The 15,130-nt window shown below is 35.4% G+C and carries 13 protein-coding genes; 8 read left to right on the top strand and 5 right to left on the bottom strand.

From position 1 onward, the window contains the following. Positions 1-90 precede the first annotated feature (90 nt). The 7 genes from J7604_RS06370 to J7604_RS06340 all read left to right on the top strand — a co-directional run bounded on the left by J7604_RS06370 (position 91) and on the right by J7604_RS06340 (position 9,102). Positions 91-426 (top strand): zinc ribbon domain-containing protein YjdM, encoded by a 336-nt coding sequence (locus J7604_RS06370; protein WP_293892797.1) that lies wholly within the window; start codon positions 91-93, stop codon positions 424-426. An 855-nt stretch (positions 427-1,281) separates the two neighbouring features. Further along, a complete protein-coding gene (locus tag J7604_RS06365; RefSeq protein ID WP_293892794.1) occupies positions 1,282-1,455 on the top strand; it encodes a hypothetical protein in 174 nt (57 codons plus the stop codon). A 54-nt stretch (positions 1,456-1,509) separates the two neighbouring features. Next, positions 1,510-2,202, top strand: coding sequence for a hypothetical protein (locus J7604_RS06360; protein ID WP_293892791.1), 693 nt, complete (start codon positions 1,510-1,512; stop codon positions 2,200-2,202). Positions 2,203-2,770: 568 nt separating this feature from the next. After that, positions 2,771-5,299: a T9SS type A sorting domain-containing protein gene (locus J7604_RS06355; protein WP_293892789.1), complete on the top strand. Its 2,529-nt coding sequence runs from the start codon at positions 2,771-2,773 to the stop codon at positions 5,297-5,299. Between the two features lie 282 nt (positions 5,300-5,581). Continuing rightward, positions 5,582-6,238, top strand: coding sequence for an NAD-dependent epimerase/dehydratase family protein (locus tag J7604_RS06350; RefSeq protein WP_293892786.1), 657 nt, complete (start codon positions 5,582-5,584; stop codon positions 6,236-6,238). 20 nt (positions 6,239-6,258) lie between these two features. Continuing rightward, complete coding sequence (locus J7604_RS06345; protein ID WP_293892783.1) at positions 6,259-7,014, top strand: hypothetical protein; 756 nt, start codon at positions 6,259-6,261, stop codon at positions 7,012-7,014. Positions 7,015-7,329: 315 nt separating this feature from the next. After that, a complete protein-coding gene (locus tag J7604_RS06340; protein ID WP_293892780.1) occupies positions 7,330-9,102 on the top strand; it encodes a DUF6770 family protein in 1,773 nt (590 codons plus the stop codon). Between the two features lie 97 nt (positions 9,103-9,199). Here J7604_RS06340 and J7604_RS06335 read toward each other — a convergent pair whose 3' ends face one another. Further along, complete coding sequence (locus J7604_RS06335) at positions 9,200-10,153, bottom strand: catalase family peroxidase (protein ID WP_293892777.1); 954 nt, start codon at positions 10,151-10,153, stop codon at positions 9,200-9,202. A gap of 324 nt (positions 10,154-10,477) precedes the next feature. Here J7604_RS06335 and abc-f point away from each other — a divergent pair, with 324 nt between their 5' ends. After that, entirely contained in the window at positions 10,478-12,067 is a 1,590-nt protein-coding gene (gene abc-f, locus J7604_RS06330) for a ribosomal protection-like ABC-F family protein (RefSeq protein ID WP_293892774.1), read from the top strand. An 84-nt stretch (positions 12,068-12,151) separates the two neighbouring features. On the opposite strand, the gene J7604_RS06325 is transcribed toward abc-f, so the two are convergent. The 4 genes from J7604_RS06325 to argH all read right to left on the bottom strand — a co-directional run bounded on the left by J7604_RS06325 (position 12,152) and on the right by argH (position 15,128). After that, positions 12,152-12,448: a hypothetical protein gene (locus J7604_RS06325; RefSeq protein ID WP_293892771.1), complete on the bottom strand. Its 297-nt coding sequence runs from the start codon at positions 12,446-12,448 to the stop codon at positions 12,152-12,154. 229 nt (positions 12,449-12,677) lie between these two features. After that, complete coding sequence (locus J7604_RS06320; protein ID WP_293892768.1) at positions 12,678-13,112, bottom strand: hypothetical protein; 435 nt, start codon at positions 13,110-13,112, stop codon at positions 12,678-12,680. Positions 13,113-13,278: 166 nt separating this feature from the next. Next, positions 13,279-13,443, bottom strand: a complete 165-nt coding sequence (locus tag J7604_RS06315; protein WP_293892765.1) for a hypothetical protein — start codon at positions 13,441-13,443, stop codon at positions 13,279-13,281. A 353-nt stretch (positions 13,444-13,796) separates the two neighbouring features. Next, positions 13,797-15,128, bottom strand: a complete 1,332-nt coding sequence (gene argH / locus J7604_RS06310; RefSeq protein WP_293892762.1) for an argininosuccinate lyase — start codon at positions 15,126-15,128, stop codon at positions 13,797-13,799. Between the last annotated feature and the right edge of the window lie 2 nt (positions 15,129-15,130).

The following is a 15,130-nucleotide window of genomic DNA, read 5'->3' as shown; positions in this document are numbered from 1 at the left end:
CCTAAGGAAGGGTAGGCTTGTGAAAAAAATAAAAAGAATAGATGCTTTCAATTCTTTTTATTAGCTTCAATACTTTAATCAAATAAAGTAATGACAGAAGAAAACAAACCATGCCCACAATGTAAGTCGCCTTATGGGTATTTAAGTGGATCGTTGATGATGTGCCCTGAATGTGGACATGAGTGGGATCCTAATGAAATAGAAGAAACGGGCCTTGTTGTTAAAGATGCGAATGGAAATATTCTAAAAGACGGAGACTCTGTAGTGGTAATAAAAAATTTGCCGGTAAAAGGATCTCCGCAGCCTGTAAAGGCAGGTACTAAGGTGAAAAACATCAAGTTAGTGGAAGGTGATCATAACATTGATTGCAAGATAGATGGATTTGGCTCAATGGCCTTGAAATCAGAATTTGTGAAGAAGGCTTAATGGCTGTTTATTACTTACCTTTTTCAATTCTGAATAATCAATATGTTTAAAAATCCCGGAAATGCTTTCGGGATTTTTAATGAAAATAGAATTGGCATCAATACTTAATGCAGTTCCGAAATAAAATAATTTGGTATTTGAATCAAAAGAGTCGTAGAGGGCAGAAAGGCCCAATCGACAAAGGGTTAATTGGAATACAAATTTTAATCCTATGTATTGGTTTATCCTTTCATTTAACCAGAATAGTTGAACATTATAATAATTTACAAAACCCTTTAATCCCTGAATATGTAGTTCAAGAATTACTAAGGCCACATATTATTCAATCTTCATTTTATATAATAACTTTTATTGTTTCTATTGTTCTTATTAATAAGTATTATAGTAAGACAATGATCATCACTCTAATACTTTTAACATGGCTGTTTGATTATATATTAGCCCGAATAATTTTATGAAACAAAGTAATGGTTACCCTGAAAAGAATTAATTTTAAGTAAAGATATGAATCCCTTGTCAACAGATATTAACAGAAGTTTGCAGCAGTTGCAAATGAAAGTCCAAATGGTGGAGGATATTATCATTTTACTCAAATTGATTTACCTTTTTGTTCGGAGATTTCGGACAGTGTAAGAGAATATATGCTGCGTTTCAAAGAGTGTCAGACCCCTTATTATTTAGATGAAAGCAAAGGAGAAAATTATTATTTGAAATTGAGAGATCCGAAAAATCTTGTACTGGAGCCATTAATTAATTTTGATGATGTATTGGAAGAAAAGCTGACATACTGAAGAAATTACAAAACAGGTTTAGATTCGAGAGAAAGTATGACTGAACTTTATCCATCTTTTGAAGATGGAATTTAAAAAGAGAATTAATTTATATCTGAATGATGAGGTAATTCTTAATATTTATGAAGTCAAAGGTGTAGATACATTCTATTGTTTCGGAAATGATCATTTTAATGACGACACCTTAATTCAAAAAAAACGAGGTTATTATATTTTACATTTTGGCTGGAGCTCTTGAGATTTAAAAGAAAAACACTACGAGTATTACAACACACAACAAGTTTCACCTGATATGAAGTTACTTAAGTTTTTTTGTCTATATCTTTTTATTGGATTACCATTTTATCTATTCGCCCAAAACTCAAAGTCAGATACAATTTTTATCTTAAAAGAGAAACGAAATAGAGGTTTTCATACAATTTTTATAGATCGAAATATTAATAGTATTTATTATGATAAGATCAATGTTTTTAATTTTTGCACTTATGACAAGGAATCGTATGAGAACTCTCTGGAATGGTTTAAAGAAAATAAAATTGCCATGACTAAGATGTATGTTAAAGATATTCCTAAGAAATGGATTACATTGAAGCAGTATAAAGGACAATTTTATGTCTACAAGCCTTCTGATTTTTTGTTTCATTATCAGGTATCTATTAATGATTCAACTTTTATTGATTGGACAGGAGAGGGGCCTCTGGCAAGCAAAATTTTAAGTTTCAAAAAGATTAATGATAAAACATTTGAGTTTAAACTCACAGGGGCTATTCACAATGACAGAAGGCTGGTGATGCATCTTATTGATCAGAAGAAGGGCATTGCTGTGTTTGAAGATATTTATGATGAAATAGATAAAGAGTATTATTTCATGATTGATGCGACCAAATTTAAAACTGTACCGATTATAGTAAATTATTGCCCTTCACAAAAGGAAGTTGAGCTGGAGTTTGATGAGCCTGATTATGCTGGTCTGATTTCGAGGTAAAAAAGGAAAGCCCTGGAAGTGACTCCCGGGTTTTCTTTTTTAATTAATAGATTGCTTTAGTGACCCATAACTTTAGCAAATTCACTCATTCGCATCTTTTTCAATTCGCAGCAAATTCATCATCAGGTTTGAAAATGCTCAGGATTCTTTTCCCCGATAAACTGTTCATGGTGAAGATTTAATTTTGACTTTTTGATTAAAGCACCAGTTGTTATAACATCATTTCCAGGAAGACAATGTAACGCATATTTTCTATCCCATAATTCTGTAGAAAGACATTTTATTTTTGAGACAGGAGCAGGGCCTCGTGGAGCAATTATCTATATTGGATTTACAGGGGGCGTGCATATTCATTAAACGAAAATTATATTGAAACTCGCGAATTTCATGTTAGTAATTTAAATCCTGAAGGAGACATTTTAAAAATAATGACTGGCCAAAAAGAGAGGTGACAAAGAAGTTAAAAATATATTGAACATTTGTAAAGTATTGATTTTGTTGTTTTTAAAAGAAAAAATATTAATTTAGAAGGAAAAACAAACTTATGTTCAAACTATATTATTTGATAATGGCTGTAACCGCAGGCATAATATTGTTAAATATTACAGTAAAGGCTCAGGTTACTCAATCATGTGGAACAACCATTCAAAATGGGCAGAACCTCACTAAAAACGGTGATTTTACTGCTGGCAATGATGGCTCTTTCACTTTCACTCCCGCAGGTGCAGGAGGATATACATACTTCACTTGCGCGGATGCTTTCCCTTCTTCTTCGTGCTATTCTAATCCGGGAAAGATATGGGTAGGTCCAAGTTCAGACTGGTTTAATCAGGCGTTTAATGTAGGAGCCAGTGGTTTCGGAAATCCAATTAAAGATCATTCGCCTACTTCTGATAATAATTTTCTGATGGTAGATGGTGTTTGTCAGCTGGGCATCAATGCCTGGAGTCAGCAAGTGACGGTGGTTCCAGGTACATGGTATTATTTCGAATGTTATGTTACAAATCTGAATAGGTCAGGAAGTTCAACTGACCTTGCTATATTGAACTTTGATATCAATGGTGATAATCTTACACTAACTACCGGTGGAAGTACTTTTACAACTTCTTCCACTCAGGGGATATGGCAAGTAGTAACAGCAACATGGCAATGTCCTCCGGGGGTGACGTCTGCATCCATCAGTATTCAGAACACAACTACCGGTTCTGCATGTAACACGGGTGTAGATTTTGGTCTTGATGACATTACTTTTACTCCAGGATGCGCGTTTGCAGATGCTTCTACTCAGCAGCCAGCATTGTCTTCTACTGGTACTTTGTGTGGTACAGGCGGGGCTGGATTGACGCTTAATCCCGGAACACCTTCAAGTTATATCTATGAATGGAAAAACAGTGCAGGGACTCAGTTGTCTACCTCTTCAACATATAAGGCTACAAGCGCAGGAACTTATGTTGTATGTGTTAAAAATGGATCAGGCGGATGTTTAAAATCTGATGTAATTACGATTACTGGGAATTATACTTTGGCATTGCCTAATCCTGTTAAATTATGTGATCCACCTTCAATAACTCTTAACCCTGGCTTTAATGGACCAGGAGTCACATTTAAATGGCTTTCTTCAGATAATGGTACCAAATGGGATACTATTAAAGGAACTCTTGGGGTTGCGCCAACATATACAGCAAACTCTGCCAAATATTATAAAGTAATAGCAAATGATCCCACTCCTGGCTGTGGTGAAGTAATCTCCAACGTATCTCAGATCACTACACTGCAAACGGCTGTCCCTAAAGACGCTTATTTCTGTGCGCCAGGAACAGCTAAATTGTCTGTTACCGGTCCTTCTACTTCTATTTATAAATGGTACGCATCTCCAACCAGTACTTCTGTACTTCAGACAGGTACCTCTTATACAACCCCTTCGATTTCGACTGCGATGACTTATTATGTGGAAGATGCAACTGTGTACAACACAACGATGGGAAAAGCTGCAATCAGTGGCACTTATGGCAACAGATCATTGGATCAATATAAAACGGCATTCACAGCTAAGCAAGGTTTCATCATAGATAGTGTTACAGTTTACTGGTGGATGAATACCAGTAATCCTAATGATCCTATAACAGTGCAGATACAGTTGACGGATAATCCAGGAGGAACAACTGCTCCGAGTGTATTAGCTTCTGGTGTAGCATTTAGTACAACTAATAGCGCCGCCCAGGCAATGGGAATCATAACTCCCAAGTATCCGACAGCCGGAGTACAAATCTATGCAGTAAGAGTACCGGTTAAAATCACAGTGCCTGCCGCAGGTACTTATAGGCTGACAGCAAAAAATGGGGCGACAGGAAATGCACAAATTGAGAATCCCACAACTGCGCCTTATCCCATCGCTGACGGCGCTGGTGGTACTATTGCTACAATAACAGGGACATCAGAAGGTGGGAATCCTGTTGGATCCGCTTTTTATGGAGGACTATATAACTGGAAAATATTATATAATCTTAATTGCGAAAGAATTCCTGTAAAGGCTACTCCGGATTGCACACAGCCTCTTGAATTTATTTATTTTGGAGTAAAACAAGGCCCTGATAAAAAAATACTTTTAACCTGGATCACTGCATTTGAAAAGAATACAAATCAGTTTGTTGTTGAGAAATCATTTAATGGTATCGATTTCTATGCGATAGGAACACTTAACGCAGCAGGAGAAAGCTCAACTCCATTGACATATACATTTCCCGATATTAAAACAGAAGGAGAAGTTTATTACAGAGTAAATGAAATAGATAATGATGGCACTGTTTATAAAACTCAGATAAAAAGTATAAAGTCAGGAAATGCAGGCAGTATAAAGATCTGGCCAAACCCTAGCAAAGGAAAGTTTAATCTAATAGTTACGGGAATTGAAGATTCTGATTATGTTAATCTGGAATTGACAAATACAATAGGGCAAACGGTTCTTGACCTTGTAGAGAAAAGATCAGGTACTATTTTTTCAAGTGAAATAAATCATGAGGATTTAGCTCCGGGAATATACATTATGAATGTAAGAACAGACAAAGATATTTTGACTGAGAAAATAATTGTAGAGTAAATATTGAATTAACGTAATTGTTTTTGCGTCACCTTTTTAGCACAAGAGGTGACGTTTTTTTAAAATGCCTTTCCATTTGCTTAAAGAGGAGTTAATTATATAGATTACATATTTTAAGTATTTTTCAAACTTCACCTCCATTCAGTGGTTTGGGTTAAAATGACTAAATTTTCAAAAAGGACTTTGCTTAAAATAATTTTTTTCTTTGTCCGTCATATGATAAGAATGTAAAAGTTATGAGTAATTTAAACTTGACAAACCTTTCAATCTCAAATTAATTCTATGAAAGTAATTATAACTGGTGCCACAGGTATGGTAGGAGAGGGTGTTCTGCTAGAATGTCTTGAAAATGCTGAAGTAAAGAAAGTGTTGATGATCAATCGGAAGCCATCACCTATAAAACATGCCAAGCTGGAAGAGCTGATTGTGCCTGATTTTATGAAGCTTGAAAATTACAAGGATAGTCTGTCTGGCTATGATGGTTGCTTTTATTGTGCAGGAATAAGCTCAATCGGTATGAGTGAAGAAAAGTATACTTATATTACTTATGATACCACCATGCATTTTGCCAAAGTACTGGTAAGTGTAAATCCTAATTTAGTATTCAATTTTGTTTCAGGAGGCCATACAGACAGTTCTGAAAAGGGCAGGATAATGTGGGCAAGGGTTAAAGGAAAAACAGAGAATGATTTAAGGAGGCTTCCTTTTAAAGCTGTTTATAATTTCCGTCCCGGATTTATGAAACCATTCAAAGGGCAAAAGAATGTGAAAAGTATTTTTAAAGTTATCATCCCAATTATTCCAATATTTTTCCCAAAAGCTTCTTTAACGATGGAACAGGTGGGCCAGGCAATGATCAATGCAGTTACGAAAGGTTATTCTAAACATGTTTTAGAGATCAGTGATATCAAGCAGTTGTCAGGGATTAAATTTAAGTAGTAGATGTCCTGATTTAAGATATGAAAAATGTACTTTTGGTTCTGTTGATTTTAGCATCATATGGATGCTCAGGAGATCGCGCAAAGGAAAAGCAAGTTGAGAAGCAATCAACAAAAGTAAAGAATGATGAATTTCCTGAACCTCCATCAAAAGTCTTTGCGAAAACGTCCTATGATATGGACAAAAATGGTAAGCAGGATATTTTTACACTCAAAGGAACGTATGATGTTGATACTTTCGAAGTGTTATTGAATGATAAAAAATATGTTTTCACAAGTAGATGTTCCGTTTTTACTGATTTTGACGATTCCATAGCTATACATCACAAGCTTGTAAGAGACAAAGCATTTATCTTTATAAATGCAGATGATAAAAAATTTTTATTGTTAAAAGATATGGGAGACTTTGCCGGACCTTGTTATAGTTTATTTGGAGTTTCTGATAATGAAATTAAAGAAATGTGGCATACTCAAAATGAATTGACGGATATAAAAGATCTGGACTATGACGGGATATATGAAGTCGTCTTTCATGAACTGATATTCGAGCCTGCGGATAAGGGAGGTTATATTTATGTTAATTATCCATTATATCTTGTATTTAAGTATTCGGATGATATTTTTAAAAAAGATGAAGAGTTGACAAAGGCTTATAATATGGAGCACAACCTAAAATTTATAGAGTATTTGGAAATGAAAGAGCCTGTGCTTGCAAAGCATAGTGATAGTACTTCTAATGAATTAATATTAATTGATTTGGATACTTTAAAGCCATAAAAATAAAAATGGCCTTTTAAATTTTGACTATTGAAGGAAGAAATAGAATGTTTTATTGTTTTTCTAAATTGGAGAATAAATTACATGCCTAAACGTAATCTTAAGAGCTTGGTCTAATTTTTAAGTAAAAAAAAATTTTAAATTTTTATTTACCAGGTGCAAAGGTTTGTTTTGAAACTTTTTATTGTTTAATGTATTGATATGTAGTTGTTTATTGCATTTTTGATTTTAAAAAAGAATAGCTGAGAGAATTTAAATATTACCACTTTATTGTATAAATTGCTGCACCAAAATAAAAGTTTAACTTAATTTTTTATGAAAAAAATGTTTTTAAAATCAATGCAACTTGCATGTTGCGCTGTGTTATTATTTTTTAGTTCGCTTTCCTTAAATGCACAATCTATTGAATTAGATAAAGTAGGAAGAGCAGGATTTAAAGGTGTTCAAAAACTGGATGATCAAGGTTATTATGTTCAGTATGAAGAAACCAATGTAAAGCCACGTGTTGTAAAGCTGATAATCCTTGACAACAACCTGGTAGCCACAAATGAAATTAAGCTGGAATTGAAACCGGAAGACAAACTTGAAGATCTTGCATACAATGGCGGTAACTTTATGTTTGTAAAATCAAACTCAAAAGAGAAGTCTCGTACTTTTAAGATTCTAGACAGACAAGGGAAAGAACTTGCTACGAAAGAGCAAAAGGATGTACCTGCACGTCTTTTGTATAAGCCCGCAATGATCTCTCCTTTAGAGCAAACAGACTTTTTAGTGATCAACTATACCAAAGATAAAAAAGTAGGTTATAGCATCGAGCGTTTCAATGATAAGCTTGAAAGCAAATATATGGAAACATATGAGCCTGAGAAGAAGAAACTTTATCCTGTTGACTATCTTGTGTCGGGAGATGTTCTTTATGTCTTAGAATTTTTGGCAGCTGACTATTCTGATTACTTTGAATATCACGTAGCCGGTTTTAGCATGGCTAATGGAAAGCAATTGTTTAACAATCACCTGAAGAGCGCTGATGATAAGGCTTATGGTTATGCAACATTCCTGCGTTTAGGAGCTGAAGGGAAAGTAGTTACAGGTGGTATGTATTTCAATGGTCCAAGAGAAGACAATGCAACTTCTGATGGTCTGTTTACTGCAGTAGTGGATAAGGCTGGAAAATTGAATTATCAGTACAAAACCTGGAAAGATGTTGAAGCTAAAGTAAAAGCAGGTAACTCAACAAATGGAATCTGGGGCGGTAAAACAAAGACTTTTGTTCAGGATATCGCTGTAAATGCAGATGGTAGCTTCTCATTGATCGCAGAAAACTTCAGAAGAGGTGATGAGGCATTAGCAGGTGGAAAAAACAAAACGCTTGGTACTCTTACTAAAGTGAGCAACATGTCAAATGGTGAATCTTCAGATGAAGCAGTTACTGTTTCTGAATTTGTGTTGTTCGATTTTTCAAAAGACAATGTCCTTTCTGATGTTCGTAAGTTAAATAAGCCAGAATCTGTAACTGTTATCAGATCTGCTGCTGATCCAAATGATCAGCCTTATGTTGGGCAGGCTAAAGGCTTAAACCTTGCAAATATCCTTAACAACAGAGGTTATTTCCCATATCGTTTTACTGCACAGAAAAACGGAGAGAAAGTATTGGTGTATCAATTTACTTATGAGAAACTTTTCAAAGAGAAACTGTTTTTCACAAAGTTAAATGCGGCTACAGTTGATACTAATGCGATAGAAATCACAAATTCAGTCATGAAAGTTGAGCAGGAACTTGATGCATCTTCATCTCAGAAAATGGGCAAGTTAGGAGCCCTTTCTAAGAAGCTTGACAAAGCATCTGGATCCGATATTCAGAATACCTATTACATGAAAGGCTCTCACAGTCCTCATGATTTCCGTAGTCGTTCATTGAATACAAGAGTGTCATCTTCAAATGTGGATGGAAAAATTCTTATTTATGATTTCGTTCCTGAACTTACAGGTGATGCAAACCAAAAGAAAAGTATGTTAGCTAAGTATAACAACGGTATGAACAACGCAATCAATGCCAAATTGAAAATATGGTATATTGATATCCGTTAATCATCTTACTTGATACATTACTGGAAGAGGCAGTCCAAATGGGCTGCCTCTTTGTTTTGGGAGAATCTAAATTCTTAAATGTCAATAGTATGACATCTTAATTTCTTTCTTTGAATGAAATAGGATACGCAGCCCCTCTCAGGTCAAGCATTGGGTCGGCAGTTTCAATACCTTCGGGGAGATTGCTGGGGATAAATACAAGTGTATTGTCTGCAACTGTTGAGTTGTCGGAGATTTTTTCAATTTCTATAATTCCTAATTGTACTACTTTCCTTGTCGAAGGCCAGGCAATAGAAGGATCTTCGATTTTATCACTTTCTGCTGCTAATTGCGCATAAAATTGAAAGCGGAATGCTCCTTTAGAAATACGTTTTCTTATCTCATCTTGAAGATAATCATTACCCATTTGAGTCATTTGATCTTTTGATAAAAAATCTTCTCCATTTTCAGGAAGGAATTGATATCTGACAAAAACAGATTCATTATCATTGTTGGTAAACTTAAAGGAGTTTACTCCAAAGTAATTCATAGACGCATAACTTGAAGGATTTTTTTGTGTTGTCAAAAATGTTTTTGCAATTGGATGGCTTTCAAGGAATTTGTCCAAGGCTGTGGGGGATTCAGCTCCCTCTCCACTTGTTGCTATTGCTAAGAGAAGTTCTTTGAACTGGTCAGAGTTGGCTGTGGGAAATCCATTAAAACTATGGCCTACTATATCTGTACTCCTTCCATCATTCATCTGGAATTTAATTGCAAAACCACGCGGATTGGCAAGTGGTGAGCTGTCTGATATAGAAGGTATTCCAGTGAAGTCGGAAAATCTCACAATTACCTTACTTGTTTCTTTTTGAAGGTGAAAGGCTTTGGTTATCTCAGAGGCTTCTCTGGATGGTTTAAAAGTTCCTTCAAGTATTATTCCTTTGGCATGAACGGCCCTTGCATGATGTTCGCCAAAAGCTGCATGTAATGCTCCAACTAATTCCGCAGGTGAAGACTTTTGTCCTTCGGCTTTTACTTTTATATCACGTTTGTTCATAGGAAGTAATTTCATTATTGAAACTTAAAACTGGATGAAGAAATTAATGTTTATATGAGGAGTAATGCTTCAAATGAAGTGATTTATAATTCTTCTTGAAATAAATGAATTGAGGAACTGTCTTGGAATTTATTACGTTAACCTTGAAATAAAAAGCACGTAAATAATAACACTTTTGAAAAATTTTGAGAAGGAATACTTACCTAATTTTTTAAAAGATTATATTTGCAGAAATAAAAGAAGTATAAAGTCCTCTATGTAAAATTAATTTCTTTCAGGAAAACGAATAGCTACCGGCATCTGCCTGGTACTCATTATCCACTTTTAACGAAAGAAGTTATGATTATTCTTCAGAATCTCACATATATACATCCCAATAAAGATTTATTGTTTGATGAAATAAATCTTGCAGTAAACAACTATGAAAAAATTGCCCTGATTGGCAATAACGGTTCCGGTAAATCCACATTGATGAAGATTATGGCCGGTCTTGTTCAACCATCTGCCGGACTTGTGAATACAAGTTCAAAGCCATATTATGTTCCTCAGATCTTTGGCCAGTTTAATGATCAGACGATAGCTCAGGCTCTTCAGATTGAAGACAAGCTGAATGCTTTAAGTGAAATTCTCAAAGGAAATGCAACTGATTTGAATTTCTCCATACTAAACGACGACTGGACTATAGAAGAGAGGTCTTATGGAGCTCTTGCTCACTGGGGAATTCAGGGATTAGAACTCACAGAGCAGATTGGTACTTTAAGCGGAGGGCAGAAGACGAAAGTTTTTCTCGCAGGAATATTGATCCATCAGCCAGATATTATATTGATGGACGAACCAAGTAACCATTTAGATGTAAGTGGAAGAACACTCTTATATGAGTTTATTCAATCATGTACAGCAACTTTATTAGTGATAAGCCACGACAGGAAGCTGTTGAATATGCTTGATACTGTTGTAGAGTTGAGCGCAAAAGGCTTATCTGTATATGGTGGAAATTATGAATTCTATAAAGAGCAGAAACTCTCTGAAAGACAGGCGTTGGATCATGATTTGAAAAGCAAAGAAAAGGAGTTAAGGAAAGCAAAAGAAACAGAGCGGGAAGCTATGGAGCGTCAGCAAAGGGCAGATGCAAGAGGAAAGAAAAAGCAGGAAAAAGCTGGCCTTCCAAGGATATCCATGAACACATTTAAAAACAAAGCCGAAAACAGTACAGCCAGAACGAAAGGTGTTCATTCAGAAAAGACAGGTACGCTCTCACAAGAGCTAAGTGATCTTAGAAAAGAATTGCCTGAGGCCGATAAGATTAAATTTGGCTTTGATAATTCTGCTTTGCATAAAGGGAAAATCCTTTGTGCTGCTAAAGAAATCAATCATAGTTATGAGCAAAAGCTTTTGTGGGAAGAAGCTTTGAGCTTTCAAATAACAAGTGGTGAAAGACTTGTGGTGAAAGGACTAAACGGGAAAGGTAAATCAACTCTTATAAAAATTATTTTAGGAGAAATAAGACCTTTAACAGGAACTTTACAGAGAGCAGAATGTAAAACTATCTATATCGATCAGGAGTATTCCATCATAAGCAATGATTTGAGTGTCTATGAACAAGCCCAGAAGTTTAATACGGCGAATCTTCAGGAGCATGAAGTCAAAATCAGGCTAAACAGATTTCTTTTTACAAAAGATGATTGGGATAAGCCATGTGGCGTCCTCAGCGGAGGAGAGAAGATGCGTCTTTTGCTTTGTTGTTTGACTATAAGTAGTCAAGTGCCTGATATAATTGTCTTGGATGAGCCAACCAATAACCTTGATATTCAAAACGTAGAAATCATGACAGCAGCTATCAATGAGTATGAAGGTACACTTATTGTTGTTTCACATGATGAGTATTTCCTGGAGCAAATAGGAGTTGAGCGGGTGATAGAGTTGAAGTGATGGATTACTTTATGAAATGATAAATAAAGGAAGCCCCTATTTTCGGGGCTTCTCCATTTATTGGTATTTGGTCATTAGTTTACCTTATTTGTTTTTTGCATCGAGATAATCTTGTTGTTTGAATGAATAGTTTAATGTGACAGTTCTCAGATGTTTTGAATTGTTTACAATATCTTTTTGATAGCTGGCTTTATTATAAAAACATCTTTCAGAATTTAAGTTGTAGGACTTTGAAGGATGGCCTAATGTGTCATTGTAATGCGTAATTGAATCAGTATCATTGAATATTACAATTACCGGGTTGCCATCTGCAAATTTTGCATAATTTATGGCCGGTACCAATTCCTCTGGTAAATGGCAGGTCGATTTCCTTTGTTTCATTGTTTAAAAGGACTAATGAATCTTTAGATGATGATGTTGGAACAATCCTGATGACAGCTCCTGAATTGTTTGTTATTTTGAATTTATTGAAAGTAGCTTCTTCTTTTTGACAATTTGAAAAAAGTAAAATTAAAGAAGCAAATAATAGTTTAAAGAATTTCATGGTTTCAAAAAATATTTAAAAGTATATCGATTTGACTATCCGTAACTCCTGCCGGTTTATTCTTTTTTAGTTGTTCTCGTAATGAAGATTTTCCATAAACATGTTTAAGAAATCCAGCTTCGAAACCAGAAAGAGTATACCCTGCTTTGGACCATCTATCATTGCTTGCCCGAATGTACCACTTTGGATATCAAAGTTTCCTGTCTCAAATACCAGTGAATAATTGGCTGGTCTTTTAAATCCTGCTGTCTTGTACCACCCATTCTGATCCGTCACTGCTTCGTTTACGTCAAACCATCTTCTGGCTCTCATTCTTACACCTTGAAGGGGAATCATTCTGCCTAATCTGGTATCATAAACTCTTACAGTCCCATTGGGATTAAATGCCGATCTATTAGCACTATTCGTTTGCAGCGTATCATCATAGTTGTTTGTATGAATCATTGCTTCATCTACCAAAGCATCGACGAATTCTTTTCCATTTATCCGTAGATTGGACATACTCTGGTTAATGTTATTGTCAGATTCCGGCAAATAGAGCTCAACAAGTATCTCATGCCGGATATCCTTATTGAAATTATAATCATATTCAATCGCCACATATTGCCAGGTTGGATTTCCTTCCGGAATAGTAGGATCTTGATATGTATTGCCATAAGTTTCTATCTCATAATCCGGAGGGATCTGATAAAGCCTCCGATTTCAAAAGATCATATTCTGCCGAGTTCTTTGGCAGAAAGCGTAAATACAAGTGTGTTGTCCTAACAGGAGAATCGTCCAAACTAATTCTTGAGTTGGATGAAGATGCAACATTAGAAAATGCGAGTCTCATATTTTCGGCAGTGTAGGGTTTTCCAATTTCCGTCCTAATACAATTTTTTAGGCAGGTTTTGTTTGTGTATTGTCCTCTTTAGAAGGTGAAATGTCTTTTACAAGAGGCAAAGAAGATTAGACTTAGGCATATTAATGCCAACCTCATGGATAGCTGATTGTTCATTTTATAATTGTTTAAAGTTGCTGGTAAAAAAGCTCTGATTAAAATTCAGATTTTAAAAGTAGTAAAGGTTATAATTAAGTCAAAATTAGTAAGTAATAACACATGTTGTAAAGAAGGCGAAAAAAAGTAGGGGGCAAAACTAAAAAGCCCCGATTTCGGGGGCTTTCAAGTCTTTTTTAAATCTTTTATTACTTCACAAGCTTCTCATATGCCTGCTCCACAAGTTCGAAATGAAACTGGTCAAATATGTTGTCAAATGAAGCTGTAATCTCTTCATTCATAAGATTACCTATACTTCCTTCGTGCGTATGGTTAATGGTTTCAGGAGCTTTAAATTTATTCTCTTCAATAAGAGCTCCTACTTGCTTGTATGCATCTCTGAATGGTGTTCCATCCAATACCATTTGATTGACTACCTCCACACTGAAAAGATACTTGTACTTTTCATCTTTAAGTAAGTTGCTCTTTACTTTGATTTGTCCAAGCATGTAGGCTGCAATCTGAAGACAATTATTAAGGTCCTCAAATGCAGGCAGGAAGTTTTCTTTGATGATCTGAAGATCCCTGTGATAACCTGAAGGCAGATTAGAAGTAATCAGACTAATCTCATTTGGTAATGACTGAATTCTGTTGCATCGGGCTCTTATCAGTTCGAATACATCAGGATTTTTCTTATGAGGCATGATGCTTGAACCAGTTGTCAATTCATCAGGGAATGTTATGAAACCGAAATTCTGATTCATATACAGACAAACATCCATCGCAAGTCTCCCAAGTGAAGATGCTATTGAGGACATTGCAGCTGCAACGTTCTTTTCTGTTTTGCCTCTTCCCATCTGAGCATAAACAACATTGTAATTTAAGCTTTCAAAGCCTAAAAGATCCGTTGTCATTTGTCTGTTAAGAGGAAAAGAAGAACCATAACCAGCAGCCGAACCTAATGGGTTCTTATTGGCAATCTTATAAGCTGCCAGCATCATATTAAGGTCATCTGCAAGGCTTTCAGCATACGCACCAAACCATAATCCGAAAGAAGATGGCATTGCTATTTGCAAATGCGTATAGCCTGGAAGTAAATCGTTTTTATGTTTTTCGCTCAAAGAAATTAAGAGCTCAAACAATGTCTTTACATTTTCTACAGTAACCCTGATCTGATCTCTTATATAAAGCTTAAGGTCTAGAAGGACCTGGTCATTTCTGGATCTTCCGCTGTGTATTTTCTTGCCTACATCGCCAAGTCTTCTTGTAAGGATTAATTCTACCTGAGAGTGTACATCTTCCACACCGTCTTCAATAGTGAATTGGCCTTTCTGTATTTCTCTATAGATATTTTTTAATTCTTTGTGAAGGATATTTAATTCACTCTTCTCTAACAGCCCGATGCTTTCAAGCATCTGTGTATGTGCAATAGATCCCAGTACGTCAAACTCAGCCAGAAGCATATCCATCTCGCGATCTTTGCCAACAGTGAATTTCTCAATGCTTTTATTTACTTCTGTACTTTTTTGCCACAATTTCATGG

This window comes from Sporocytophaga sp. (genome assembly GCF_017745095.1).
Classification (GTDB): domain Bacteria; phylum Bacteroidota; class Bacteroidia; order Cytophagales; family Cytophagaceae; genus Sporocytophaga.
Note: the sequence above shows the minus strand (reverse complement) of the source record. Positions and strands in the feature narration are given on the sequence as shown.

What these genes read in the sequence shown, in the direction of transcription:
- J7604_RS06370 (WP_293892797.1), top strand. Translation starts at nt 91, where the DNA reads ATGACAGAAGAAAACAAACCATGCCCACAATGTAAGTCGCCTTATGGG.
- J7604_RS06365 (WP_293892794.1), top strand. Translation starts at nt 1,282, where the DNA reads ATGGAATTTAAAAAGAGAATTAATTTATATCTGAATGATGAGGTAATT.
- J7604_RS06360 (WP_293892791.1), top strand. Translation starts at nt 1,510, where the DNA reads ATGAAGTTACTTAAGTTTTTTTGTCTATATCTTTTTATTGGATTACCA.
- J7604_RS06355 (WP_293892789.1), top strand. Translation starts at nt 2,771, where the DNA reads ATGGCTGTAACCGCAGGCATAATATTGTTAAATATTACAGTAAAGGCT.
- J7604_RS06350 (WP_293892786.1), top strand. Translation starts at nt 5,582, where the DNA reads ATGAAAGTAATTATAACTGGTGCCACAGGTATGGTAGGAGAGGGTGTT.
- J7604_RS06345 (WP_293892783.1), top strand. Translation starts at nt 6,259, where the DNA reads ATGAAAAATGTACTTTTGGTTCTGTTGATTTTAGCATCATATGGATGC.
- J7604_RS06340 (WP_293892780.1), top strand. Translation starts at nt 7,330, where the DNA reads ATGAAAAAAATGTTTTTAAAATCAATGCAACTTGCATGTTGCGCTGTG.
- J7604_RS06335 (WP_293892777.1), bottom strand. Translation starts at nt 10,153, where the DNA reads ATGAAATTACTTCCTATGAACAAACGTGATATAAAAGTAAAAGCCGAA.
- abc-f (WP_293892774.1), top strand. Translation starts at nt 10,478, where the DNA reads ATGATTATTCTTCAGAATCTCACATATATACATCCCAATAAAGATTTA.
- J7604_RS06325 (WP_293892771.1), bottom strand. Translation starts at nt 12,448, where the DNA reads ATGAAACAAAGGAAATCGACCTGCCATTTACCAGAGGAATTGGTACCG.
- J7604_RS06320 (WP_293892768.1), bottom strand. Translation starts at nt 13,112, where the DNA reads ATGTCCAATCTACGGATAAATGGAAAAGAATTCGTCGATGCTTTGGTA.
- J7604_RS06315 (WP_293892765.1), bottom strand. Translation starts at nt 13,443, where the DNA reads ATGAGACTCGCATTTTCTAATGTTGCATCTTCATCCAACTCAAGAATT.
- argH (WP_293892762.1), bottom strand. Translation starts at nt 15,128, where the DNA reads ATGAAATTGTGGCAAAAAAGTACAGAAGTAAATAAAAGCATTGAGAAA.